This is a genomic window from Pantoea sp. B550 (assembly GCF_024158165.1).
Taxonomy (GTDB): domain Bacteria; phylum Pseudomonadota; class Gammaproteobacteria; order Enterobacterales; family Enterobacteriaceae; genus Pantoea; species Pantoea alfalfae.
Genome location: NZ_JAMYXI010000003.1, coordinates 494,459 through 518,454 on the forward strand (window position 1 = coordinate 494,459; position 23,996 = coordinate 518,454).

At 57.2% G+C, this 23,996-nt stretch carries 23 protein-coding genes and 1 other annotated feature; of the genes, 14 read left to right on the forward strand and 9 right to left on the reverse strand.

All coding sequences use genetic code 11. From position 1 onward, the window contains the following. Positions 1 to 204 precede the first annotated feature (204 nt). Entirely contained in the window at positions 205 to 1,368 is a 1,164-nt protein-coding gene (gene dacD, locus NIM72_RS05440) for a serine-type D-Ala-D-Ala carboxypeptidase DacD (RefSeq protein WP_202604973.1), read from the reverse strand. A gap of 569 nt (positions 1,369 to 1,937) precedes the next feature. On the opposite strand from dacD, the gene sbcB reads away from it, so the two are divergent. Beyond that, a complete protein-coding gene (gene sbcB, locus NIM72_RS05445) occupies positions 1,938 to 3,365 on the forward strand; it encodes an exodeoxyribonuclease I (RefSeq protein WP_161734413.1) in 1,428 nt (475 codons plus the stop codon). Positions 3,366 to 3,425: 60 nt separating this feature from the next. Here the strand turns inward: sbcB and NIM72_RS05450 are convergent, their stop codons facing one another. The 5 genes from NIM72_RS05450 to ltnD form a co-directional block, all read right to left on the reverse strand. Further along, complete coding sequence (locus NIM72_RS05450) at positions 3,426 to 4,781, reverse strand: GntP family transporter (protein WP_161734415.1); 1,356 nt, start codon at positions 4,779 to 4,781, stop codon at positions 3,426 to 3,428. Positions 4,782 to 4,905: 124 nt separating this feature from the next. Beyond that, complete coding sequence (locus NIM72_RS05455) at positions 4,906 to 5,691, reverse strand: HPr family phosphocarrier protein (protein WP_161734417.1); 786 nt, start codon at positions 5,689 to 5,691, stop codon at positions 4,906 to 4,908. Continuing rightward, the gene (locus NIM72_RS05460) at positions 5,691 to 6,335 is read right to left on the reverse strand and encodes an aldolase (RefSeq protein WP_161734419.1); all 645 of its coding nucleotides are present in this window, start codon (positions 6,333 to 6,335) and stop codon (positions 5,691 to 5,693) included. The genes NIM72_RS05455 and NIM72_RS05460 overlap by 1 nt, the downstream gene beginning before the upstream one ends. Then, positions 6,328 to 7,590, reverse strand: coding sequence for a 3-oxo-tetronate kinase (gene otnK / locus NIM72_RS05465; RefSeq protein WP_161734421.1), 1,263 nt, complete (start codon positions 7,588 to 7,590; stop codon positions 6,328 to 6,330). Before otnK ends, NIM72_RS05460 begins: the two co-directional genes overlap by 8 nt. Next, positions 7,590 to 8,495: an L-threonate dehydrogenase gene (gene ltnD / locus NIM72_RS05470; RefSeq protein WP_253419249.1), complete on the reverse strand. Its 906-nt coding sequence runs from the start codon at positions 8,493 to 8,495 to the stop codon at positions 7,590 to 7,592. Before ltnD ends, otnK begins: the two co-directional genes overlap by 1 nt. Before the next feature lie 267 nt (positions 8,496 to 8,762). On the opposite strand from ltnD, the gene ygbI reads away from it, so the two are divergent. Continuing rightward, a complete protein-coding gene (gene ygbI, locus NIM72_RS05475) occupies positions 8,763 to 9,524 on the forward strand; it encodes a DNA-binding transcriptional repressor YgbI (RefSeq protein ID WP_253419251.1) in 762 nt (253 codons plus the stop codon). A 49-nt stretch (positions 9,525 to 9,573) separates the two neighbouring features. Here the strand turns inward: ygbI and NIM72_RS05480 are convergent, their stop codons facing one another. Together NIM72_RS05480 and NIM72_RS05485 are read right to left on the reverse strand one after the other, a co-directional pair. Further along, positions 9,574 to 10,932: an APC family permease gene (locus NIM72_RS05480; protein ID WP_161734426.1), complete on the reverse strand. Its 1,359-nt coding sequence runs from the start codon at positions 10,930 to 10,932 to the stop codon at positions 9,574 to 9,576. A 403-nt stretch (positions 10,933 to 11,335) separates the two neighbouring features. Continuing rightward, positions 11,336 to 12,751: a glutamine synthetase family protein gene (locus tag NIM72_RS05485; protein ID WP_161734428.1), complete on the reverse strand. Its 1,416-nt coding sequence runs from the start codon at positions 12,749 to 12,751 to the stop codon at positions 11,336 to 11,338. Positions 12,752 to 12,955: 204 nt separating this feature from the next. Between NIM72_RS05485 and puuD the strand changes: the two genes are divergently transcribed. Genes puuD through NIM72_RS05500 form a run of 3 tightly spaced genes read left to right on the forward strand, consistent with a single transcriptional unit; the run spans position 12,956 to position 15,570 of the window. Further along, positions 12,956 to 13,723: a gamma-glutamyl-gamma-aminobutyrate hydrolase gene (puuD, locus tag NIM72_RS05490; protein ID WP_253419254.1), complete on the forward strand. Its 768-nt coding sequence runs from the start codon at positions 12,956 to 12,958 to the stop codon at positions 13,721 to 13,723. Then, entirely contained in the window at positions 13,716 to 14,273 is a 558-nt protein-coding gene (gene puuR, locus NIM72_RS05495) for an HTH-type transcriptional regulator PuuR (protein ID WP_161734432.1), read from the forward strand. The genes puuD and puuR overlap by 8 nt, the downstream gene beginning before the upstream one ends. A gap of 19 nt (positions 14,274 to 14,292) precedes the next feature. Next, complete coding sequence (locus NIM72_RS05500; RefSeq protein ID WP_161734434.1) at positions 14,293 to 15,570, forward strand: FAD-binding oxidoreductase; 1,278 nt, start codon at positions 14,293 to 14,295, stop codon at positions 15,568 to 15,570. Positions 15,571 to 15,738: 168 nt separating this feature from the next. Here the strand turns inward: NIM72_RS05500 and NIM72_RS05505 are convergent, their stop codons facing one another. After that, on the reverse strand, positions 15,739 to 16,566 hold the full coding sequence (locus NIM72_RS05505; protein ID WP_253419257.1) for an SDR family oxidoreductase: 828 nt from the start codon (positions 16,564 to 16,566) through the stop codon (positions 15,739 to 15,741). 179 nt (positions 16,567 to 16,745) lie between these two features. On the opposite strand from NIM72_RS05505, the gene hisL reads away from it, so the two are divergent. From hisL to hisIE, 9 genes are all read left to right on the forward strand, one after another. Then, the gene (gene hisL, locus NIM72_RS05510; protein WP_100396937.1) at positions 16,746 to 16,793 is read left to right on the forward strand and encodes a his operon leader peptide; all 48 of its coding nucleotides are present in this window, start codon (positions 16,746 to 16,748) and stop codon (positions 16,791 to 16,793) included. Further along, positions 16,769 to 16,889 (forward strand) — a sequence feature (His leader region). (Overlaps the previous gene by 25 nt.) Before the next feature lie 48 nt (positions 16,890 to 16,937). Further along, positions 16,938 to 17,837 carry an ATP phosphoribosyltransferase gene (hisG, locus tag NIM72_RS05515; RefSeq protein WP_061062857.1) on the forward strand — a complete coding sequence of 300 codons (900 nt, stop codon included), beginning with the start codon at positions 16,938 to 16,940 and terminating at the stop codon, positions 17,835 to 17,837. A gap of 3 nt (positions 17,838 to 17,840) precedes the next feature. Continuing rightward, the gene (gene hisD, locus NIM72_RS05520; protein ID WP_253419260.1) at positions 17,841 to 19,145 is read left to right on the forward strand and encodes a histidinol dehydrogenase; all 1,305 of its coding nucleotides are present in this window, start codon (positions 17,841 to 17,843) and stop codon (positions 19,143 to 19,145) included. Then, positions 19,142 to 20,218 (forward strand): histidinol-phosphate transaminase, encoded by a 1,077-nt coding sequence (hisC, locus tag NIM72_RS05525; RefSeq protein WP_253419262.1) that lies wholly within the window; start codon positions 19,142 to 19,144, stop codon positions 20,216 to 20,218. Before hisD ends, hisC begins: the two co-directional genes overlap by 4 nt. Beyond that, complete coding sequence (gene hisB, locus NIM72_RS05530; protein WP_253419265.1) at positions 20,215 to 21,282, forward strand: bifunctional histidinol-phosphatase/imidazoleglycerol-phosphate dehydratase HisB; 1,068 nt, start codon at positions 20,215 to 20,217, stop codon at positions 21,280 to 21,282. Before hisC ends, hisB begins: the two co-directional genes overlap by 4 nt. Next, on the forward strand, positions 21,282 to 21,872 hold the full coding sequence (gene hisH, locus NIM72_RS05535) for an imidazole glycerol phosphate synthase subunit HisH (protein ID WP_161734444.1): 591 nt from the start codon (positions 21,282 to 21,284) through the stop codon (positions 21,870 to 21,872). Before hisB ends, hisH begins: the two co-directional genes overlap by 1 nt. After that, a complete protein-coding gene (gene hisA, locus NIM72_RS05540; RefSeq protein WP_161734446.1) occupies positions 21,872 to 22,609 on the forward strand; it encodes a 1-(5-phosphoribosyl)-5-[(5-phosphoribosylamino)methylideneamino]imidazole-4-carboxamide isomerase in 738 nt (245 codons plus the stop codon). Before hisH ends, hisA begins: the two co-directional genes overlap by 1 nt. Then, the gene (gene hisF / locus NIM72_RS05545) at positions 22,591 to 23,367 is read left to right on the forward strand and encodes an imidazole glycerol phosphate synthase subunit HisF (protein ID WP_033783632.1); all 777 of its coding nucleotides are present in this window, start codon (positions 22,591 to 22,593) and stop codon (positions 23,365 to 23,367) included. Before hisA ends, hisF begins: the two co-directional genes overlap by 19 nt. Continuing rightward, entirely contained in the window at positions 23,361 to 23,972 is a 612-nt protein-coding gene (gene hisIE, locus NIM72_RS05550; RefSeq protein ID WP_161734447.1) for a bifunctional phosphoribosyl-AMP cyclohydrolase/phosphoribosyl-ATP diphosphatase HisIE, read from the forward strand. Before hisF ends, hisIE begins: the two co-directional genes overlap by 7 nt. Positions 23,973 to 23,996 lie beyond the last annotated feature (24 nt).

The following is a 23,996-nucleotide window of genomic DNA, read 5'->3' on the forward strand; positions in this document are numbered from 1 at the left end:
CTGGACTTAGCGCGGGCCGGATATTTCAAAACAGTTTTGACGTTCGCTTACAATTATCAACATCCGCCTCACATACCTGACCGGAAGTCATGAACAACTTAATACGGCTTTTTAACCTTTATCAGGTATCGGTAACAGGCTCAGGGTATAAATGTGAAAACGGGCAGCCCGCAGGCTACCCGTTTCTGTACTGCCCGGCGACAATCAGAACTTCTGTTTAAGATAGTCCGTCAGGCGAGTAATCACGCCTGCTGGCTCGACCGCACTCAGTGCCACCAGCGGATAGTGAGCAATCTGCTGATCTTTATCCATCACCTGAATCTCGCCGATCACTTCATTGGCTTTCAGCGGTGCTTCCAGATCTTTACGATCGATGACGTATTTCGCCTTCACGTTCTGCACTTCACTGCGCGGCAGAGACAGATAAACATCTTCTGCCGTTCCCACCTCTACCTGATGCGGATTGCCGTACCAGACATTTTCGCTGCCAATCTTCTTACCCGCATGGAACAGCTGAACGGTATCGAAGGTGTTCTGGCCCCAGACCAGCAGTTTACGCGCCTGCTCTTCGCGGCCTTTCGAACTTTTCCCCCCCATGACGACAGCGATCAGGCGATGTTTGCCCACCACATTTGACGCGATGATATTAAAGCCCGCTGTTTCAGTGTGACCGGTTTTCAGCCCATCAACGTGGAGATTATTATCCCATAGCAGACCATTACGGTTATTCTGGGTAATGCCATTCCAGGTCAGGGTCTTTTCACTGTACATGGCATAAAAATCAGGCTCGCCATCGATGATGGCGCGTGACAGCTTCGCCATATCCAGCGCGCTGGAGTACTGACCTGGCGCATCCAGACCATGAACCGTTTCAAAATGCGTATTCTGCAGGCCGAGCTTCTCAACATAATGATTCATCATACCGACGAAGTTCGCTTCGCTGCCCGCCACGTAATCCGCCAGCGCAACGCAGGCGTCATTGCCGGAGTCGATGATCACGCCGCGGCTTAGATCCCGGACGCTCAGCTTATCACCTGGCTTCAGGAACATCAGGGAGGACCCTTTAAACACCGGATTCCCTGCACCCCAGGCATCTTTTCCAACCGTGACCATGTCGTCCCGGCTGATTTTCTTCTGGTCGATAGCGCGATCGACCACGTAGCCGGTCATCAGTTTGGTCAGGCTGGCGGGATTGCGGCGTTCATCGGGATTGCCCGCGGTCAGCACCTGCCCGGTAGTGGCATCCATCAATACCCAGGAAGCCGCATCAATCGCCGGAGGCGTCACAGGAAAGGGAATCGCATCAGCCTGTGCCAGCGAGGCCCAAAAAACAGTAGCGGTAACGGTGAACAACAGACGCCTTTTCAACACTTCATCCTTAATTGCACGGGAGAGAAAATTTCTAAAAACGAAACGGAAACAGCCGCACGTTGTACGGCAAAAGCGTTGTGAAGGTTTGAATAAATTGAAAAAAAGTATGAACCGGGCGCCAGGCGGGTGCGCGTCTGACGAAGTAACGCGGTTCGCCCGCCAGGGCAGAACAGAGGAAGCGCAGGCGTCATTTCATACGCTGCGCTGAGAGCGGCATACATAGGCTGCGAAAATGCGTAGCGGATTCCGCTTTTGAGATGAAAATGGCGTCCGCTGATACAGGCTCGCACGCCTGCTGCAGTGATTGCAGAGGTCTGACGGTTGCAGAGAAGCATCAGGCCGACTGAACCCTTAACTTCAGACGTACCGGAATATGGTTTACCATATGGGAGAGCGTCAGACGATCCCCTGATCCGCTATAATAGCTCTGTGGCAGAACGCACAGTCAGCGCGCACCAGACGCAACGATTACCCTCCTCTGTGGCGCAAAAATTCAGAGCGGACAGAGAGCGGTCTTTACGCTTTCTGTTCTCTACGCCAGTAAACGCAATGAACGGATATGAAATTTGAATAACGACCGCGTACAGCCCACTTTTCTGTTTCACGATTATGAGACCTTCGGTACCAGCCCCTCTCGTGACCGGCCCGCCCAGTTTGCCGGCCTGCGCACCGACAGTGAGTTTAATCCGGTCGGCGAGCCTGAAGTGTTCTACTGCCGTCCGCCTGATGACTATCTGCCACAGCCCGAAGCGGTAATGATTACCGGCATCACCCCGCAGATAGCGATGAGCCGCGGCGTCATCGAAGCAGAGTTTGCCGAACGCATTCATAAGCTGTTCACCACCGAACAAACCTGCGTGGTGGGCTACAACAACGTGCGTTTCGATGATGAAGTGACACGTAATATCTTCTATCGCAACTTTTATGACCCTTATGGCTGGGCCTGGCAAAACGGCAACTCACGCTGGGACCTGCTCGACGTGATGCGTGCCTGCTATGCGCTGCGGCCTGACGGGATCAACTGGCCGGAAAATGAAGAAGGCTTTCCCAGCTTCCGGCTGGAGCATCTGACCAAAGCCAACGGCGTGGCCCATGAAAATGCGCACGATGCAATGTCCGATGTTTACGCCACGCTGGCGATGGCAAAGCTGGTAAAAGAGAAGCAGCCGAAACTGTTTGAGTTTTTGTTTACCCATCGCAACAAAAACAAGCTGATGAACCTGATCGACATCCCGCAGATGAAACCGCTGGTCCATGTCTCTGGCATGTTCGGCGCCGCGCGCGGCAACACCAGCTGGATCGTGCCGCTGGCCTGGCATCCCGATAACCGGAATGCGCTGATCGTGGTGGATCTGGCAGGCGATATGTCACCGCTGCTGCAACTGGATGCTGACACGCTGCGTGAACGTCTTTACACGCCGAAAAACGACCTCGGCGATCTGCCTGCGGTACCGGTTAAACTGGTGCATATCAACAAGTGTCCGGTGCTGGCACCTGCCAGTACGCTGCGTCCGGAAGATGCGGCCCGTCTGGGTATTGATCGTCAGCACTGTCTGACGAATCTGGCGCTGTTGCGTCAGCAGCCTGACGTGCGGGAAAAACTGGTTACGCTGTTTGCCGAAGCCGAGCCGTTTACACCGTCAGAGGATGTGGACACGCAGCTCTACGATGGATTCTTCAGCGATGCCGATCGCGCCGGGATGAACATTATTCGTCAGACCGCGCCGGCCAATCTGCCTGCGCTTGACCTGAGCTTTGAGAGTGCGCGGGTGGCGAAACTGCTGTTCCGCTATCGGGCGCGTAATTTCCCCGGCACGCTGGATGATGCCGAGCAACAGCGCTGGCTGGAGCATCGCCGTGACGTGCTGAACGGTGATCGGGTGCAGGCGTTTATGCAGGAACTGGAAGGACTGGCTAATCTGCATGAAGCTGATGCAGAAAAGGTTGGGCAGCTCAAAGCGCTCTATCTTTATGCGCAGGAGCTGGTTTCCTGAACCCATGAGAAAGCCTGATCCGGCATCCCCTGCCGGGTCAGGCTTTCCTGTCTTGCTCAATCAGAGCACCATCCACGCCAGCCAGGTCAGCACAAAACCGCTTAATCCCATTATCGTCGTCAGCACCGTCCAGGTGCGTAAACCGTCGGCCACGGAAAGTCCGAGATAACGGGTGACCACCCAGAAGCCCGCATCATTGACATGTGAAAGCCCCAGGCCGCCAAAACAGGCTGCCAGGGTAACCAGTACCCGTTGCATATCCGTCACGCCGGTTACCGCCTGCGTCAGCAGACCGCTGGTGGTCAGAATGGCTACCGTGGCGGAACCCTGTGACGCCCTCAGCGCCAGTGACAGGATAAACGCAGCAGGTACCAGCGGCAGATGCAGTGTTTCCAGCGTCACCGCCAGCGCTTTGCCGACCCCTGATTCCACCAGGACTTTGCCAAATGCCCCACCCGCACCGGCCACCAGAATCACACTGGCGGAGGTGGGAATTGCCCGGCCGGTCAGATCTTCAAGCTTGTCTTTGCTCCAGCCACGACGGACGCCCAGCAGCCAGGCCGCCAGTCCTAAGGCAATCAGCAGGGCAATCGGCGGCGTGCCAATCACAGTCATGACGTTACGCAGCAGACTGCCTTCAGCCAGCAGGGTGTGGGACAGCGTTCCCAGCACGATCAATACAATCGGGACCACAATCAGACCGCTGATGGTCAGCGCGCCCGGTGGGGCAGGTTCATGCTTCTTTTCCTGCCCCTCTGGCTTCGCCATCTGCAACTGCTCCAGCACCTCGACCGACAGATGATAATGGCGACGGTTCATCACTTTCGCCACGTAGTAGCCAATGATCCCGACCGGCACGGAAATCGCGATACCCAGCATCATCAGCCAGCCCATGTCCGTGTGCAGGATCCCGGCGGCGGCCGCGGCCCCCGGATGGGTTGGCAGCGCCACGTGCACCGTCAGCATGACGCCCGCCATCGGCAGGCCAAACTTCAGCGGTGAGACACGCGCTACCTTAGTGAAGCCATAAATCAGCGGGATGACGATGATAAAGCCCACTTCGAAAAACACCGGAATACCCAGGATAAAAGCCGCCATGGTTAAAGCGGCGACGGTCCGCTTCAGACCCAGCGTTTTACTGAAGCGTTGCGCCAGCGATTCAGCGCCCCCTGAGGCTTCAATAATTGCCCCGAGCATAGCACCCAGCACGATGATGATGGTGATATGACCGAGCAACCCGCCCATTCCGGTGATAATCGTCTCCATGATTTTCTCAGCCGGAATGCCGGTCGCGATAGCCACCAGCAGGCTGACAATCAGCAGGGCGACAAACGGATGAACTTTGGCTTTGATGACCAGCAGCAGCAGGATCACGATGCTGGCGGTCGCTATGGCTAACAGCAGTGCGGTGGACATAGTAAACCTCAGAAATTGTTATATTTTTTGGGTTATCGGCGTACAGGGTCAGCAGGTGTAGGGCCAGATAAAGGGCGAGCCTGACCCAACCGGTGCTGAAACACCGGTTTAAGAGCACGTTAAATCAGGCTTTTAATTTCCAGGGAGCAAACCAGCCCAGGCCCGCGTTGGTGTCACCACGCGGGATATATTCGCAGCCGACCCAGCCGGAATAGCCAACCTCATCCAGTAGTGAGAAGAGCCAGGGATAGTTAACTTCTCCCTCATCCGGCTCATGGCGATCCGGCGCTGACGCAATCTGTACGTGTCGATAACGTCCCGCATAGTGTCGAATCAGATGGCTGAGGTTGCCGTCTACCCGCTGTGCATGAAACAGGTCGAGCTGAGTGAACACGTTCGGCCGGTCGATCTGTTCAACCATCTCCAGCGTCTGATACTGACTGGCGTAGAGATAGTTGGGCTTGGTTACAGGGTTAAGCGCTTCTATCAGCAGGTTGATGCCGTGCGGCGCAAAGCGCTCAGCCGCATAGCGCATGTTGCTGATAAAGGTCTCAACGTAACGCTGACGATCGGCACCGGGCGGCACCGTCGCCGCCATGATGTGAACCTGCGGGCAGTTCAGCGCCAGCGCATAACTCAGGGCGCGGTCGATATCCGCCTTTGCTTCCGCTTCCCGTCCGGGGATGGCGGAAACACCCCACTCACCCGCGGCGACATTGCCCGGCGCGGTATTGAACAGCACCAGTTGCAGCAGGTTTACATCGAGCCACTGTTTTATCTGCGTGGCGGGATAGTCATAAGGAAACAGAAATTCGACCGCCGTGAAACCGGCTTTCGCCGCTGCAGCAAAGCGTTCAGCAAAGGGATATTCTGTAAACTGCGTCGAGAGGTTAGCAGCAAACTTCGGCATTATCGGCTCCTGAGTTCTGCCACTTCGGCATCGCTGAGATAACGGATCGGGCGGTCGCCCAGGGTAAAGATCAGACGAGCAGTCTCTTCCAGCTCTTCGGTGTTGTCTGCCGCTTCCTGTAAGGATTTCCCCACCACCACCGGGCCGTGATTCGCCAGCAGGAAGGCGCGGTAGCGCGGCGCCAGCGCCGCCAGATCTTCGGCCAGACGCCCATCGCCCGGCTTGTAGTAAGGCACAACAGGCACATCACCGACGCGCATGACCACATAGGGGGTAAACGGACGGATGCAGTTGTCCGTATCCAGCCCCTGTAAACAGGAGAGCGCCGTCAGGTAGTGGCTATGCAAATGCACCACTGCGCGGCAGTCGGGGTTATTCAGGTAGAGCGCGCGGTGAAACGCAATCTCTTTGGAGGGCTTATCGCCGGAGAGCCATTCCCCCTCAGGCGTCACTTTCGACAGCCGGTCACCCTGTAATTCCCCGAGGCAGGAGCCGGTAGGGGTCGCCAGCAGGTTGCCATCCGCCAGCAACATTGAGAGGTTGCCCGCTGAGCCGGTGGCATAGCCGCGCTGAAAGAACGAGGCACCGAGACGTACCATTTCGTCACGCGCCTGCTGCTCCGCTAAAAGTAAAGATTCAGACATAGGTAAACTCCGTTTGCGCGCGGCGGAAGAAATCTTCGTCGCCAAAATTGCCCGATTTCAGAGCCAGGGAGAGCGGCTGATGAATGTCGCGCACCCAGGGCACGCCGGGCGAGATGGTCGGGCCGATGTGAAAGGCAGTTACGCCCAGGCTCTGCGCCACCACGCCGGAGGTTTCCCCTCCCGCCACAATAAAACGTTGCCAGCCACGCTGTTTCAGCTCACGGGTGACGGCGGCGAACAGCTGCTCAACGGCTTCGCTGCTGCGCTGCGCACCATAGCGCTGCTGAATCACCTGCAGTTGCTGCGCGTCAGCGGTGGCAAAAAGCAGCGGGGCCATCGTCTGATGGCTGTTGGCTTCCACCCAGTCGCACAGCTGCCGGGCATACCCTTCTGCATCTTCCAGACAATGCTCAATCTCTACTTCGCAGGCCGGTGCCAGCTGGCGGTACGCGGCAACCTGACGATTGGTCATCTGCGAACAGGAACCGGAGAGCACTACAGCGCGATCGCCGTGCGGACGGCCTGCCCGCTCCGCCTCTGCATCCGTCCCGGCCGTCGTCCACTGTCGTGCCAGACCGATAGCCAGCCCGGAACCGCCGGTCACCAGCCGCCTGTCACTGAGTGCTTCACCCAGGGTCAACAGATGCCCCTGATGCAGGGTGTCAGTAACGACGTAGCTGATGCCCTGCTCCGCCAGCTGGTCCAGCGCCTGACGTACTGACTCCGCGCCCTGATCGATCTGTGCTGCGGCGATTAGCCCGGCTTTGCCGGTTGCCTGCGAGGTCATCAGACGCATCAGGTTGCTGTCCTGCATCGGTGTAACCGGATGGTGCCGCATGCCGGAATCGGACAGCAGTTGATCGCCGACAAACAGATAGCCCTGATAGACGGTGCGCCCGTTCACCGGCAATGCCGGGCAGATGACCGTCTGCGTCTCACCAAGCGCATTCAGCAGCGCATCGGTCACCGGACCGATATTGCCCTGCGCGGTACTGTCGAAGGTGGAGCAATATTTGAAGTAGAAGCGCTCGCAGCCCTGCTTTTGCAGCCACGCCAGCGCGGCCAGCGACTGCGAAACCGCCTGATCTGCCGGGCAGGAACGGCTTTTCAGGCTGATCACAATCGCCTGCGCCTCTGTCATCTCTTCGCTGGCGGGAATGCCGTTGAACTGAATGGTCGTCAGGCCGTTCTGCACCAGAAAACTGGCGATATCCGTTGCGCCGGTAAAATCGTCCGCTATGACACCAAGACGCATCAGCTGCTCTCCCCTGCCTGCGGCAGCGTGATGCCGCTGAAGATCTTAATCACCGCACTGTCATCTTCCCGGCCATAACCGGCGTTGCTGGCTTCGGTAAACATGTTGAGGGCGGTCGAGGCCAGCGGCAGCGGGATGTGCAGTGACTTCGCGGTATCGGCCACCAGGTTGAGATCTTTCACAAAGATATCGACGGCTGATTTCGGGCTGTAGTCGCCGTCTACCACATGCCTCATACGGTTCTCGAACATCCACGAGTTACCCGCAGCATTGGTGACCACTTCATACATGGTTTCCAGCGGAATACCGGCTCGCGCCGCCAGCGCCATCGCTTCTGCACCCACCGCGATGTGAACGCCCGCCAGCAGCTGATGGATAATTTTGACGGTTGACCCGAGGCCAATTTCCTTGCCCACGCGATAGACTTTGGCGGCGACCGCATCCAGCACCGGCTGCAGTTGTGCAAAGACTGCATCACTGCCGGATGCCATCACCGTCATTTCACCGCTGGCCGCTTTGGCCGCGCCGCCCGACACCGGCGCATCCAGCATCAGCAACTGATGTTCAGCCAGCCGCTGTTCAATCAGCTGTGCATCCTGCGCTGAGAGTGTGGATGAGACCATCACCACCGTGCCCGGACGCAGTTTTGCGGCCAGGCCCTCTTCACCGAACAGGATGGCGTTAACCTGCTTTGCATTGACCACCAGCAGCAAAACGGCATCGAGCTGGTCTGCAAAGGCAGAGGCGGAAGTCTGCGCATCACGTGCGCCGGCCTGACGTAAGCTCTCCAGGGCTGCAGAATTCAAATCGACCCCCCAGGTGTTGAGTCCGGCGCGCAGACAGGACTTTGCCGCACCCATACCCATGGAACCTAACCCGATAACGCAGATGTTTTCAGCTGGCACGTTACGCCTCCACTGTTAAATTAAGTGATTATTTGTTTGTTACTGTTAATCCTGCCAGCTTCCGGTCGGTAAAAATGTGCCACTCCTCACAAAAAAACATCCATCATGTGAACGTGAACAATTTTTAACATCGCGCATTTTACTGTCTGCACCTTGTATCAGCCCGGTAACTCCCGTTCTCCGCCCTGTATCAGCTGTTATTTTTTGTTCTGGTTGACTGGGAGATACTTTATAATGTGAAAAAATGGTAATTATCAGGGAGCAGATATGATTCCGGTTGAACGTCATCAACAGATTCTGGCACTGGTGGCCGATCGTGGCGTGGTGAGCATTGCTGAGTTAACTGAGCGGCTTGGCGTGTCACACATGACCATCCGCCGGGATGTGCAAAAACTGGAGGAACAAGGTGCTGTGCTGTCGGTTTCCGGCGGCGTGCGTTCTGCCGATCGACTGGCAGCTGAACCGTCACATCTGACGAAAAGCACCCTGTACAACGATGAAAAGCGCGCTATTGGCCGCACTGCTGCCCGTCACATTCCCCGTAACAGCTGCATCTATCTGGATGCCGGGACCACGACGCTAGCACTGGCACAGGAAGTGGTTGATCGTGATGATTTACTGGTGGTGACCAATGATTTCATGGTGGCGAATCTGCTGATGGAGGCGAGTCAGTGCCGGGTGATCCACACGGGCGGCACCGTATGCCGGGAGAACCGCTCCTGCGTCGGCGAGTCGGCAGCACGCAGCCTGCGCAATCTGGCGATTGATATCGCCTTTATCTCCGCCTCCTGCTGGGGGCCACGTGGCTTGTTTACACCGGATGAAGATAAAGTGATGGTGAAGCAGGCAGTAAGCGAAGTAAGCAGCAAACGGGTTTTACTGAGTGACAGTTCGAAGTACAACAGAATAGCGACGTTTCTGGCGTTACCGCTGGAGAGGTTTGATCAGGTGGTGACGGACAACAAACTGAGTGATGCGGCGTGGGATCTGTTAAGTGGGGGCAACCTGGAACTGGTGCTGGCCGGTTAACAGTTGCCGCCTTCCCGATAAAGCCCGGAAGGCGGCAACGTGAGCACGATTAAACTTCTTCGCTGAACTGCGGCACCGGATTACGGAAGCTGCGGGTCACGAATGCCAGGTAGATAATGCCGATGGCGGCCCAGATCAGGCCCAGAACCATAGAGCTCTCTTCCAGATTCACCCACAACGCACCGACCGTTATCGCGCCGAGCAGCGGCAGCAGCAGATACTGAACGTGATCTTTCAGCGTGCGGTTACGCTTCTCACGGATCCAGAACTGTGCGATCACCGACAGGTTCACGAAGGTAAACGCCACCAGCGCACCGAAGTTAATCAGCGCGGTCGCGGTGACCAGGTCAAAGTTAATCGCCATCAGCGCAATCGCACCGACCAGCAGCACGTTGAGCGACGGGGTACGCCATTTTGGATGGATGTAACCGAAGAAACGCTCCGGGAATACACCATCACGGCCCATCACATACATCAGACGCGATACGCCTGCGTGCGCCGCCATACCGGATGCCAGTACCGTGACCACCGAGAAGATCAGGATACCGACCTGCAGCGCTTTACCGGCTACGAACAGCATAATCTCAGGCTGTGAGGAGTCCGGATCCTGGAAACGGGTGATGTCCGGGAAGTAGAGCTGCAGGAAGTAAGATGCCGCGATAAAGATCACACCGCCAATCAGCGCCGTCAGGAAAATAGCGCGTGGAATGGTGCGTTCTGCATCTTTGGTCTCTTCCGACAGCGAACTGATGCCATCAAAGCCGAGGAACGAGAAGCAGAGTATGGTCGCACCGGTAATCATCGGCACCACGTGCGCATTCTCAGACCAGAACGGACGGCTGCTCACCAGGGTACCGGAACCGACGCCGCTTGCCACACCGTAGATCACCATGCCGGTGATCCCGACCATGACAATGACCTGCAGCACTACAATGACACTATTGAAGTTGGCGACGGTTTTGATGCCCTTGAGGTTAGAGAGCGTCATAAAGCCGACCAGCAACACCACGAAGATCCACGACGGGATGCCCGGCACCAGCGATTCGAAATAGTTTTTAGCCAGCAGGATGTTGATCATCGGCATGAACAGGTAGTCCAGCAGTGATGACCAGCCGACCATAAAGCCGACGTGCGGACTGATCGCCTTCTGAGCGTAGGTATAAGCGGAGCCCGCAGAGGGGAAGCGGCGTACCAGCTTACCGTAACTCACGGCAGTGAACAGAATCGCAATCAGTGCGAAAGCATAAGCGGTGGCGACGTGACCATCGGTCAGACCGGAAACGATGCCAAAGGTATCGAACAGGGTCATAGGCTGCATGTAGGCTAAGCCCATCATGACGACCGGAAGTAACGTAAGCGTCTTTTTGAGTTGCGCACGCTGCGGTGCGGCGGAGGTATTAAGCGACATGCTTCAGTCCCCCCTGTGCGACAACCTGGCTGGGCTGGGTCACAGGGCAACTGCGCATTAAGCGACAGGGAGTAAGGTTAGCGGTTGACGCGGCGCCGTAGTCATCACGAAAACGCGTACCAGCGTTGGCTGGCAGAGTGAAAAACATCCCCATCTTTGTAATCCTCAATCTCACGCTTACGCGTGTTTTCAGTGTTTATCTATCCGGGTGCGTGCCCGGCCTCGGTTAAGTCAGCAAAAACGCTCTGTTAAAACTGGATGCAAAAAAATAACCGGCGCGTTAAGCGTCGGTTATCATCTGATTTTGCAGGCCGCGTATTCTGCCCTAACCCGTGGCAGTATTACAAGCCGTCGGGGCACCTTATGCAAAAAAAAGCGCGACAGAGTAACGCTGAAAAGCTCATCAGGCGTTTTTCAGCATCCAGTCTATTTCCGTAGACGTAATCAGTCGTTCAAACTGCATCAGTTCATGATGCTTGCAGCTGTGCCAGACACTGGCAAAGCGTTCGCCCAGTAACTTCTGCAGCGGATAGCTGCTGTCAAACTCATACAGCGCATCACTCTGCCGGATCGGCAGTGCCAGCCCCTCGGCATGGTGTCCGTTGCCGGTGACCGGATGCGGCAATGGCAGCTGCGTATCCAGCCCATGCAGCATCCCGGCCAGGATAGCCGAGACGACCAGATAGGGATTAGCATCAGCGCCTGCCACCCGATACTCAATACGGTGGTTGTCGATATCTCCGCACGGCACGCGCAGCGCAACGGTACGGTTGTTATGCCCCCACGAAGCCTGTAACGGCACATAGGCTTCAGGGACAAAGCGGCGATAGGCATTCACATTGGGTGCCAGCAGCGCCATTGAGGCGGGCATCAGATCGATCATCCCGGCCAGCGCCCGTTTCATCAGCGGAGAATCGCTGCCGTCATCGCAGGCAAAGGCGTTGTGATCGGCGGCATCCAGCATGCTGATATGCACATGCATGCCGCTGCCCGCGTACTCCTCATAGGGCTTCGCCATAAACGTCGCGGTCATACCGTGGTTTTCTGCCACCTGACGAATCAGGCGCTTCAGCTGCACCGCATGGTCGCAGGCGCGCAGCACGTCACGGGTATGATGCAGGTTGATCTCAAACTGTCCGGGCGAGGCTTCCGCCAGCGCGCCATCGGCCGGTATGCCCTGCTGACGGGCCAAATCGTCAATATCGCGCAGGACATCAGCGAAATGATCGAGATTATCGACCGAGTAGACCTGGCTCTGCATATTGCGTTCATCGCTGCCAGGCGAACAGGGCGGCTGGATAAAGCCTTCAGCATCGCGCTTTTTGTCCACCAGATAGAACTCCAGCTCTACCGCTACCACCGGAAACAGACCTCGGTTGCGCAACTGTTGCCACAGTCGGTTGAGGACATTTCGGGGTTCAACGTCAAAGGGAGTGCCATCTTGGTTGCACATGGTTAACAGCAGCTGTGCAATGTGTTGAGGGTCAGAGGCGGAGGGAACTAACGTGCCGCTAACGGGCAGACAGAGATTATCGGGTTCACCAAGAGACTGGCCGAGTCCCGCTTCTTCCACCGTGTTGCCGAGGATATCCATGGCAAACACTGAGGCGGGGAAATAACATCCTTTTTCCAGCTTAGGTAGCGCAGAGACCGGAATACGCTTACCGCGGAACACACCATTTAAATCATTTAACAGGATGTCGACATACTGCGTTTCAGGATGGCGCTCCAGCCAGGTTTTCACCTCAAGCTGGAACGCGCTGGTTCGTTTCTCTTCACTGTGAAGCGTGAAGTCTTCCACTTCTACCAGGTTAGTCATGATCTCACCCGCCCCTATTAGGTTTGCGTAATGCTCAAAATAACAGCCACACCACTAACATAGCGCCAACATAAAAAGTGTGCAAATGTAACAAATCTGTTTGAAGAACAAACAGCACATTGCTAGATTGAAAAAATATTGCACACTTAACCGCCAGACGTGCCCTTTCGGTAGATATTTCGACCAGTAATGCGAGGACGTAAGATGGGCATTATTTTTGACAAGCCGTTGATTGGCGTAGTGATGTGCCAGAAGGATCTGGGCGGCCATCCGACTCAGACGGTGCATAACAAGTATATTGATGCGGTCGTCCTGGCGGGTGGCGTGCCTCTCGCCCTGCCCCAAAGTCTTACTAATGCGCCTCATCTATCAGAAAACGCTATGGCTGTGCTGGATGGCCTGCTCCTCACCGGCAGTCCCAGCAACATCGAACCCTGGCATTATGGCGAAGCCGGTGAAGAGCCGCATGCCGATCCGGGCCGCGACCGTCTCGCCTTTCAGCTGATCACCTGGGCCATCAGCCACAAAATGCCGATGTTTGGCATCTGCCGTGGACTGCAGGAGCTGGTGGTGGCCAATGGTGGCGCGCTGTGGCGGAATCTCAGTGAGCAGGCAAAATTTCAGCGTCATCATGAAGATGAGACACTGCCATTTGATGACCAGTATGCGCCAGCGCATACCATCACTATCGAACCGGATGGCCTGCTGGCAACGCTGCTGGACAGCAATATGCCGCTTGCGGTCAATTCACTGCATCATCAGGGCGTGCGCGAACCGGGGCCGCAGCTGCGCGTTGAGGCACGCGCGCCGGATGGCCTGATTGAGGCGGTGAGCCTGCGTCATCATCCCTTCGCCCTGGCGGTACAGTGGCATCCCGAATGGCAACCGGAAAACACGGCGGGATCGCAGGCGCTGTTCAGCGGCTTTATTCAGGCCGCGAGTCGTTACCACAGGGGAAAAGCAGATGAGTGATGCCACGCTGGCACCGGGACGACGGCTGGCGCAGATCCGGCAGACGATGGGATTGTCGCAACGTCGCGTTGCTGAACTGGCCGGACTGACCCACAGCGCTATCAGCACCATTGAGCAGGATAAGGTCAGCCCGGCGGTCAGCACCCTGCAGAAGCTGCTAAAGGTCTATGGGCTGTCGCTGTCGGAATTCTTCTCCGACCCCAAACCGGATGCGGAGCCGAAAGTGATTGTCCGACCCAGCGATCTGCTGGAGATTGGCAGCCAGGGTGTGTCGCTGAAGCTGATCGACAATGGCCGTGCGCAGCGCACGCTGGGCATGCTGCTGGAAACCTATCAACCCGGTGCCAGCACTGGCGAGAAGCTCCGTCATCCAGGCGAAGAGACCGGTACGCTGCTGGAAGGCGAAATTACGCTGATCATCAACGGACAACAGTTTCATCTCTCCGCTGGCGAGAGCTATGTGATTGACACCGGTTTACCGCACAGCTTCACCAACAGGGCTGAAATCCCCTGCCGCATTGTCAGTGCCCACACGCCAGCCAACTTTTAGGCGCTTCCCGGAGGTTGTTATGAATTATGTGGAGAGTTATTACGCAGCGACCGCCAATCCGCATGCGCCCTGGCCGACCCTGCAGGAGAGCATTCAGTGTGACGTCTGCATAATTGGTGGCGGTTTCACCGGTCTTTCAGCGGCGCTGCATCTGACCGAGGTCGGCTATGACGTGGTCGTGCTGGAAGCGGCGCGGGTCGGCTTCGGTGCCAGCGGGCGAAACGGCGGTCAGGTGGTGAACTCCTACAGCCGCGACGTGGATGTGATTGAGCAGCGCTACGGTAAAGAGAGCGCCCGCATGCTGGGCAGTATGATGTTTGAAGGCGCTGAGATTATCCGCGATCGCATTAAGCGGTATGCCATTGACTGTGACTACCGGCCCGGCGGCATTTTTGCAGCGCTGAATGCACGTCAGATGGCACATCTGCAAAAACAGAAAACGCTATGGCAGCAGTACGGCAATTACGATCTGGAGTTGCTGGACGAACGGGGTATTCGCCGCGAAGTTGCCACCGAACGTTATGTCGGCGGGCTACTGGATCGACGTGGCGGCCATCTGCATCCGCTGAATCTGGCGCTGGGAGAAGCGGAAGCCATTCGTCGACATGGTGGACGCATTTATGAGCAGTCCGCGGCGACAGATGTGGTTTATGGCACACCTAACCGGGTGAAGACCGCTCAGGGCGAAGTCAGTGCGACATTTGTGATCTTCGCCGGTAATGCCTATCTGTCACCCCAGCTGGAGCCACGCCTGAGCAGGAAAAGCATGCCATGCGGCTCGCAGATTGTGGCAACCGAACCGCTGACACCCGACCAGGCACTGTCGCTGATGCCGAACAATTACTGTGTGGAGGATTGTAACTATCTGCTGGATTACTTCCGTCTGACCGCCGACAACCGGCTGCTCTATGGCGGCGGCGTGGTCTACGGCGCGCGGGAACCAGCCGATATTGAAGCGCTGATCCGGCCCAAGCTGCGCCGTACTTTCCCGCAATTGCAGAACGTGAAGCTGGACTTCAGCTGGAGCGGCAATTTCCTGCTAACGCTGTCGCGTATGCCGCAGTTTGGCCGGATGGAGAAGAATGTCTATTTTATGCAGGGCGACAGCGGCCATGGCGTCACCAGTACCCATCTCTCCGGCAAGCTGATTAGCGAAGTGTTACGCGGCGATGCGGAGCGGTTTGACGCCTTTGCTCGTCTGCCTCACCTGCCGTTTCCCGGCGGGCGGCGGTTTAAGGTGCCGCTGACGGCGATGGGGGCGGTGTGGTATGCGTTGAGGGATCGGCTGGGGGTGTGAGGCTGAGGGCCAGACCTGGCTGCCTGGCCTGATGAAAACAGGTCCTGCAGCAGGGCACATTCTGCCCTGTTGTTTAAAATTCTTTTGTATGTTGTAACTATATGAAGAGCAGACTTCTCATATATCAGAGCGGGAGCACTCAGCCCCCGCAACAGCGCCAGCCGCGTATCACTCCAGCGGCATCTTCACCGGGTCGTCATAGCGGTACTCAAACCCGAGTTCACTACAGATGCGTGACCCATCAATCAGCTTGCCGCTGTTTTTTACGGCCTCTGGCGCGAACTGCGGCGGCTGCAGACCAAGCTGGCGCGTAACGGCGGGATAGAAGGTGTCGCGCGTCGGATGTTTCGGCGCACTAAGGTTATAAACCCGGCCCCCTTTTGGCGACTGCAGCAGCAGCGTAATCGCCTCAACCACGTCATCCAGATGCACCAGATTGACGCCCTGCGAGCCATTTGCCACATCCTGCTTACCGGCGAGGAAGCGTCCCGGATGACGCTTTGGCCCGACCAGACCGGACAAACGCACAATATCCACGCTGGTTCCTGGCAGATCGTGCAGCCAGCTCTCCAGCTTAACCAGGGTTTTACCGGCTACCGTTTCGGCGGTCAGCGGGCTGTTTTCCCGTTTAATGCCAGAGCTGCCACCATAGACTGACGTTGAGCTGGTAAAGATGATGCGCGGCACTTTATACACCAGCGCGGTATCGACCACATTCTGCACCGCCTGCAGATAAGCTTCACCGCCTTCCGCTGTACGGCTGGCAGGTAACGTGACAATCAATGCATCGACGTTAAAGAGCGGCTCGATATCGGCAGCATCACACAGCAGTTCGGGCGTCAGTTCCAGCTGGAACGCCTCAATGCCGCAGCGGCGTGCGGCTTCAACTCCGTCTGGCGTGGTTTTGCTGCCGGTGACCTGCCAGCCTCGCGCCGTTAACGCCGTGGCCAGCGGCATACCCAGCCAGCCCAGTCCCACAATCGCGACCTTTTTCATTTTGACTCCTGACGTGAAACATCAATCCTGACTTCACCGTAGTTTGCCCCCGGATTGCAAACAAGAACAACCTGTTTCAGCGCTTTCCGAAGCGCCTGTTTAAAAAAGTGTTGCCAAGTGCTGCCATCTTCGCTAGGTTAAACCCCACAAATGAATACTCATTCATCGACGAGATTATTATGACACGCGTTCAGTTTAACCATCATCACCACCATCATCCTGACTAGTCTTTCAGGCGATTGGTGCTGGAAGACTTTCAAGATCTTCCAGTGGTGTGAACGCAAGAAAACCCCCGGAAGATCGTCTTCCGGGGGTTTTTTTATGGGCTGACGCAACCACACTTTCAGGACAGGATTAAGAGGACAGGAACCATGTTAGATAACACCCGTTTACGCATAGCTATGCAGAAATCTGGCCGTTTAAGTGATGATTCACGCGAACTGCTGGCGCGCTGCGGCGTTAAAATCAACCTTCAGCAACAGCGCCTGATTGCGTTTGCGGAGAACATGCCGATCGACATCCTGCGCGTGCGCGATGACGATATCCCTGGCCTGGTGATGGACGGTGTGGTCGATCTCGGCATCATCGGTGAAAACGTGCTGGAAGAGGAATTACTCTCGCGCCGTGCCCAGGGCGAAGACCCGCGCTATTTTACGCTGCGTCGCCTGGATTTCGGCGGTTGCCGTCTGTCACTGGCGATGGCGACAGACGCCGAGTACACCGGCCCGGAATGCCTCGATAAATCCCGCATCGCTACCTCTTATCCGCACCTGCTCAAACAGTACCTCGACAAAAAAGGCGTCAGCTTTAAAACCTGTATGCTGAATGGCTCTGTTGAAGTGGCGACCCGCGCCGGTCTGGCGGATGCCATCTGCGATCTGGTCTCCACCGGTGCCACGCTGGAAGCGAATGGCCTGCGTGAAGTGGAAGTCATCTATCGCTCAAAAGCCGTCCTGATCCAGCGCGACGGCGAGATGCCAGCCGCCAAGCAGGAGCTGATCGACAAGATGATGACCCGTATTCAGGGCGTGATTAAAGCGCGTGAATCGAAGTACATCATGCTGCACGCGCCGAGTGAGCGGCTGGAAGAAGTAATCAGCCTGCTGCCTGGCGCGGAGCGTCCGACCGTTCTGCCGCTGGCAGGCGATGTCAGCCGCGTGGCAATGCATATGGTCAGCAGCGAAACCCTGTTCTGGGAAACCATGGAAAAACTGAAAGCGTTGGGTGCCAGTTCAATTCTGGTGCTGCCTATTGAGAAGATGATGGAGTAAGCCATGGCCTTTTCTACCCCGATTGAGTGGCAGCAGTGCACCTCCGAACAGCAGCAGGCGCTGCTGTTGCGTCCTGCCATCGCCGCCTCTGAAAACGTCACGCTGACAGTGCGTAACGTGCTGGAGCAGGTAAAGCTGAACGGTGATGACGCGCTGCGCGAGTTCAGCGCCCGCTTCGACAAGGTGCAGGTTGAAAAGCTGCGTGTGACGCCGCAGCAAATCGCAGACGCCAGCGCCCAACTGAGTGACGAGCTGAAGCAGGCGATGGCCGTCGCGGTGGGCAATATCGAAACCTTCCACAACGCGCAGATTTTGCCGCCGGTAGATGTGGAAACCCAGCCCGGCGTGCGCTGCCAGCAGATCACCCGCCCGGTGAAATCGGTCGGACTTTATATTCCTGGTGGTTCCGCCCCGCTCTTCTCCACCGTGCTGATGCTGGCGACTCCGGCCCGTATCGCCGGTTGTGGCCGCGTGGTGCTCTGTTCGCCGCCGCCGATTGCCGATGAGATCCTCTATGCCGCGCAGCTGTGCGGCGTAGAAGAGGTGTTCCAGGTGGGCGGCGCGCAGGCTATCGCCGCGCTGGCCTTCGGCACTGAAACCGTGCCGCGCGTGGACAAGATTTTTGGCCCGGGCAACGCCTGGGTGACCGAAGCGAAACGTCAGGTAAGTCAGCGACTCGATGGCGCGGCGATTGATATGCCTGCCGGGCCGTCAGAAGTGCTGGTGATTGCCGATGAAGGCGCCACGCCCGCGTTTGTCGCGTCTGATTTACTCTCACAGGCAGAGCATGGGCCCGACTCGCAGGTTATTCTGCTGACGCCTTCATTAAAGCTGGCCGAGGCGGTCGCGGTCGCGGTTGAGCAGCAACTGGCACAGTTGCCGCGTGCGGCCACGGCGCGTCAGGCGCTGGAGAGCAGCCGCCTGATCGTGGCGCGCGACCTTGAGCAATGCGTTGAGATTTCCAATCTCTACGGCCCTGAGCACCTGATTCTGCAGACCCGTCAGCCGCGCGATCTGGTGGAGTCGATCACCAGCGCCGGTTCAGTCTTCTTAGGCGACTGGTCGCCGGAGTCCGCGGGCGATTACGCTTCGGGCACCAATCACGTGTTACCGACCTACGGTTATACGTCGACCTGTTCCAGCCTGGGCCTGGCCGACTTCCAGAAACGCATGACGGTGCAGGAGCTGACGCCGCAGGGCTTCCTGAATCTGGCCGCCACGATTGAAACCCTGGCCGCTGCTGAGCAGTTGGATGCCCACAAGAATGCCGTCACCCTGCGCGTTGCCGCACTGAAGGAGCAAGCATGAGTCAGGATATTGAGCAGCTGGCGCGCGCGAATGTGCGCGCTCTGACGCCTTATATGTCGGCGCGTCGTCTGGGTGGCAACGGTGATGTCTGGCTCAATGCCAACGAATTCCCGCTGCCGGTGCCGTTTGAGCTGTCGCAACAGACGCTGAACCGCTATCCCGAATGTCAGCCAAAGCTGGTTATTGAGCGCTATGCGGCTTACGCAGGTTTAACGCCGGAGCAGGTGCTGGTCAGCCGTGGCGCGGATGAAGCCATCGAACTAATCATGCGCGCCTTTTGTGAGCCGGGACAGGATGCGATTCTGTTCTGTCCGCCGACCTATGGCATGTACAGCGTCAGCGCCGAAACCATCGGCATTGAATATCGCACCGTTCCGGCGCTTAGCGACTGGCAGCTCAACCTGCCCGCTATCGCGGAACAGCTTGATGGCGTCAAAGTCGTTTACCTTTGCAGCCCGAACAACCCGACCGGCAACCTGATTAATCAGGACGACATCCGCCAGTTACTGGCGATGACCGCCGGTAAAGCGCTGGTGGTAGCCGATGAAGCCTATATTGAATTCTGCCCGCAGGCGACGCTGACCGGCTGGCTGAAGGATTATCCGCATCTGGTCATTCTGCGTACCCTTTCAAAAGCCTTTGCGCTGGCGGGCCTGCGTTGTGGGTTTGCGCTGGCGAATAAGCCGGTGATCGACCTGCTGATGAAGGTGATTGCGCCCTACCCGCTGGCGACGCCGGTAGCGGACGTGGCGGGTCAGGCGCTGAGCGAGCAAGGCATTGCGCTGATGCGTGAGCATGTGGTCCAGCTGAACGACAATCGCAGCTGGCTGCTGGTTGAACTGGCGCAGCTGGCCTGCGTTGAGCAGGTTTTTCCCAGCGAAACCAACTATGTGCTGGCGCGCTTTACCGATTCCCCAAAAGTCTTCAAAACCTTATGGGATCAGGGCATTATCCTGCGTGATCAGAACAAAAATCCGGGCCTGTCGGGATGCCTGCGCATCTCCATCGGCACGCGTGAAGAGTGCGAACGAGCGATCGCCGCGCTGCAAGCCTTTTCTCTGGAGCAAGCATGAGTCAGAAGACCCTTTTTATTGACCGCGACGGTACGTTAATCTCTGAGCCGCCTGAGGATTACCAGGTGGATAGACTGGATAAACTGGCATTTGAGCCAGACGTTATCCCGGCGCTGCTGGCGCTGCAGGCCGCCGGTTATCGCCTGGTGATGATTACCAACCAGGATGGTCTTGGCACCGCCAGTTTCCCGCAGGCGGATTTTGATGGGCCGCACAATCTGATGATGCAGGTCCTGACCTCGCAGGGCATCGCGTTTGACGATGTGCTGATCTGCCCGCACATGCCGGACGATCATTGCGACTGCCGCAAGCCGAAAACGAAAATGGTAGAAGCCTGGCTGGCAGAAGGCGCGCTGGATACCGCCAACAGTTATGTGATTGGCGATCGTCTGACCGACGTGCAGCTGGCGGAGAACATGGGCATTCAGCCTATCCGCTACGGCGCTGACGGCGAGAACTGGCAGACCATTCAGCAGCGTCTGACCCAGCGTGACCGCCATGCGCTGGTGCAGCGCAACACGAAAGAGACGCAGGTTCGGGTCGAACTCTGGCTGGATCGCGAAGGCGGCAGCAAGATTAATACCGGCGTGGGTTTCTTCGACCACATGCTGGACCAGATTGCCGTACACGGCGGCTTCCGCATGAACATTGAAGTGAAAGGCGATCTCTATATTGACGATCACCACACGGTGGAAGATACCGGTCTGGCACTGGGCGAAGCGCTGCTGAAGGCGCTGGGCGACAAGCGTGGCATTGGCCGTTTCGGCTTTGTGCTGCCGATGGATGAATGCCTGGCGCGCTGCGCGCTGGATATCTCCGGCCGTCCGCACATCGAGTTCAAAGCAGAGTTCAACTATCAACGCGTGGGCGACCTCAGCACTGAGATGGTCGAGCACTTCTTCAGCTCGCTCTCTTACGCCATGATGAGCACCCTGCATCTGAAAACCAAAGGCAAGAATGACCATCATCGCGTCGAGAGCCTGTTTAAAGCCTTTGGTCGTACGCTGCGCCAGGCGATCCGCGTTGAGGGTAATACCCTGCCGAGTTCGAAGGGAGTGCTGTGATGAACGTGGTGATCATGGATACCGGTTGCGCCAATCTCTCGTCGGTGAAATGGGCAATTGAACGTCTGGGCTATACCCCGGAAGTGAGCCGCGATTCCGATGTGGTGCTGCGCGCCGACAAACTGTTTCTGCCAGGCGTAGGCACCGCGCAGGCGGCAATGAAGCAACTGGAAGAGCGTGACCTGATCGATCTGGTAAAAGCCTGTACCCAGCCGGTGCTGGGGATCTGTCTGGGTATGCAGCTGCTGGGACGCGGCAGCGATGAAAACGGCGGCGTGCCGACGCTGGGCATTATCGATGAGCCGGTGTCACTCATGGACACCCACGGCCTGCCGCTGCCGCACATGGGCTGGAACCAGATTACCGCGCAGGCGGGCAATCATCTGTTCCGCGGCATTGATGAAGGATCCTATTTCTACTTCGTCCACAGCTATGCCATGCCGGTCAACGCCAGCACCATCGCCCAGTGTCACTACGGTGAAGCGTTCACCGCCGCGGTGCAGAAAGATAACTTCTTCGGCGTCCAGTTCCATCCGGAACGCTCGGGCAAAGCGGGCGCGCAGTTGCTGAAAAACTTCCTGGAGATGTAATGATTATCCCCGCGTTAGATTTAATTGACGGCAAAGTGGTTCGTCTGCATCAGGGCGATTATGGTCAGCAGCGTGATTACGGCAGTGAGCCGCTGCCACGTCTGAAGGATTACGTAAGCCAGGGCGCGACTGTGCTGCATCTGGTGGATTTAACCGGCGCGAAAGATCCGGCGAAACGCCAGATTACGCTGCTGAAATCCCTGCTGGACGGCGTTGATGTGACGGTGCAGGTGGGTGGCGGCATTCGCAGCCGTGACGATGTGCACGCGCTGCTGGAAGCGGGTGCGAGTCGTGTGGTGGTCGGTTCCACTGCTGTGAAAGAGCCTGAAGAGGTCAAACGGTGGTTCGCGGAGTTTGGCGCAGAGGCGATTGTGCTGGCGTTAGATGTGCGCATTGACGCCAGTAACCGCAAAGAAGTGGCGATCAGTGGCTGGCAGGAAGCGGCGGGTGTTACCCTGGAAGAGGTGGTTACCGACTTTCAGCAGGTGGGCCTGAAGCATGTGCTGTGCACCGATATTTCCCGCGACGGCACCCTGAGCGGTTCCAATGTTGCGCTCTATCAGGAAGTCACGGCGCGCTTCCCGACGATCGCTTTCCAGTCCTCGGGTGGCATTGGCGACCTCAATGATATCGCCGCCCTGCGCGGCAGCGGCGTTCAGGGCGTGATTGTCGGACGTGCGCTGCTGGAAAATAAATTCACAGTTTCGGAGGCGATCGCATGCTGGCAAAACGGATAATTCCCTGTCTGGACGTACGTGACGGTCAGGTGGTCAAAGGCGTACAGTTTCGCAATCACGAAATCATCGGCGACATCGTGCCGCTGGCGCAGCGCTACGCCGCTGAAGGAGCAGACGAACTGGTCTTCTATGACATCACCGCCTCATCTGATGGCCGCGTCGTCGACAAAAGCTGGGTATCACGCGTTGCGGAAGTGATCGATATTCCATTCTGCGTCGCGGGCGGCATCAAAACCCCTGAAGACGCGGCACGTATTCTGGAGTTTGGTGCGGATAAGATCTCGATTAACTCCCCGGCGCTTGCCGATCCCACGCTCATCACCCGCCTCGCAGACCGGTTTGGCGTGCAGTGTATCGTGGTCGGCATCGATACCTGGTTTGACGAGGCCAGCGGCAAGTATCAGGTGAATCAGTATACCGGTGACGAAGCACGCACCCGCGTGACGCAGTGGGAAACGCTGGAGTGGGTGCAGGAAGTGCAGAAACTGGGCGCAGGCGAGATCGTGCTGAACATGATGAATCAGGATGGCGTGCGTAACGGCTATGACCTGGTGCAGCTGAAGAAAATGCGTGAAGTCTGCAACGTGCCCCTGATCGCCTCTGGCGGCGCAGGCACCATGCAGCACTTCCTGGAGGCGTTTACCGAGGCGAATGTCGATGGTGCTTTAGCCGCCTCGGTATTCCATAAGCAGATTATTAATATTGGTGAGCTGAAGAGCTTTCTGATCGACAACGGAGTGGAGATTCGCGCGTGCTAACTCAACAACAACAGGCCCTTCTCGACTGGGATAAAACACAGGGCATGATGCCGGTCATCGTTCAGCACAACGTCTCAGGCGAAGTGCTGATGCATGGCTACATGAACCCGGCAGCGCTGGAAAAAACCCTGGCAGAAGGCAATGTCACCTTTTTCTCCCGCACCAAAAACCGTCTGTGGACCAAAGGCGAGACCTCCGGCAACTTTCTGCAGGTGGTAAGCATCACGCCTGACTGCGACAACGACACACTGCTGGTACTGGCGAACCCGATTGGCCCGACCTGCCATCTCGGCACCACCAGCTGCTTCTCTCCGGCTGTGCCTGAATGGACCTTCCTCTATCAGCTGGAAGAGCTGCTGGCGTCGCGCAAAACGGCTGACCCTGAAAGCTCTTACACTGCACGGCTCTACGCCAGCGGCACGAAGCGCATCGCGCAGAAAGTGGGTGAAGAAGGCGTTGAGACCGCGCTGGCGGCGACCGTCAACGATCGGGATGAACTGACCAATGAAGCTTCAGACCTTGTCTATCACCTGATGGTGTTGTTACAGGATCAGAATCTCGACTTCAGCGCGGTGATTAACAACCTGCGCAACCGCCATAAGTAATTGTGCAATATGCTGCTCAGAATT